This is a genomic window from Denitraticella aggregata (genome assembly GCF_048158365.1).
GTDB lineage: Bacteria > Pseudomonadota > Gammaproteobacteria > Burkholderiales > Rhodocyclaceae > Azoarcus_F.
The window spans coordinates 1-962 of the sequence record NZ_JBLLNL010000042.1 but is presented as its reverse complement, the minus strand read 5'-3'; the positions used below and the strand labels follow the sequence as shown (position 1 = coordinate 962).

The 962-nt window shown below is 68.1% G+C and carries 1 protein-coding gene; it reads left to right on the top strand.

The features are described 5' to 3' along the window. Positions 1–132 precede the first annotated feature (132 nt). A partial coding sequence (locus tag ACKVEX_RS16560; protein WP_473216842.1) for a transposase occupies positions 133–962 on the top strand: 830 nt, incomplete at its 3' end.

Sequence of the window (962 nt, the reverse complement as noted above, 5' to 3'; positions counted from 1 at the left end):
GCGCGAGAACGACCCGGTCGAGCGACAACTCGACGAGGCCAAGCGGCGTATCGGCGAGCTGGTCATGGAAGTCGAGATCCTGCAGAAGGAAAGGCGGGCGAAGCACCCTTTGGTCGGACGGAGGTCGTCGCGATGAGCCGCGAGACCTCCGAAGGCGCTGGCAAGCCCTACGGCCTGGAGCGGGTCTGCCGGGTGCTCGAATTCCCCCGCTCGACCCTCTACGCCCAGCAGGCCCGGGAATCGGCCACGGTGGTGCTCTTGCGCCCGCAGCGGCGCGGCCCGAAGCCGAAGGTGGCCGACGCCGAGCTCCTGGTCGCCATCCGCGCCGATCTGCAAGCCTCGCCCTTCACCGGCGAGGGCCACCGCAAGGTCTGGGCGCGGCTGCGCATGGTGCACGACATCCGCGTCTCGCGCGCCCGCGTGCTGCGCCTGATGCGCGAGAACGCCTTGCTGTCGCCCCATCGCCGGCCCCAGGGCGCCCCCAGCCTGCACGACGGATCGATCACGACGGATCGCCCGAACGCAATGTGGGGCACCGACGGCATCCGGATCGAGACCGTGGATGAGGGCTGGGTCTGGGTGTTCTCGGCGGTCGATCATTTCGATGCCTGCTGCGTGGGCATCCATGCCGTGAAGACCGGCAACCGTTTCGCGGCCTTGCAGCCGATTGCCCAGGGGCTCCACACCGAATTCGGCGCCACCGGCGCCGACGCCGGGCGCGGTCTGGCGCTGCGCATGGATCACGGCACGCAATACACGGCCGATGACTTCCTCAACCAGGTCAAGTTCTGGGGCATCGCCCCGAGCTTCGCCTTCGTCGCCGAGCCGCAGACCAACGGCGTCGCCGAACGCTTCAACCGGACATTGAAGGAGCAGGCCATCCACGGCCGCATCTTCAAGAACGTCGAGGAAGTCCGCGCCGTCGTGACCGATTTCAAGGACCGCTACAATCGCCATTGGCG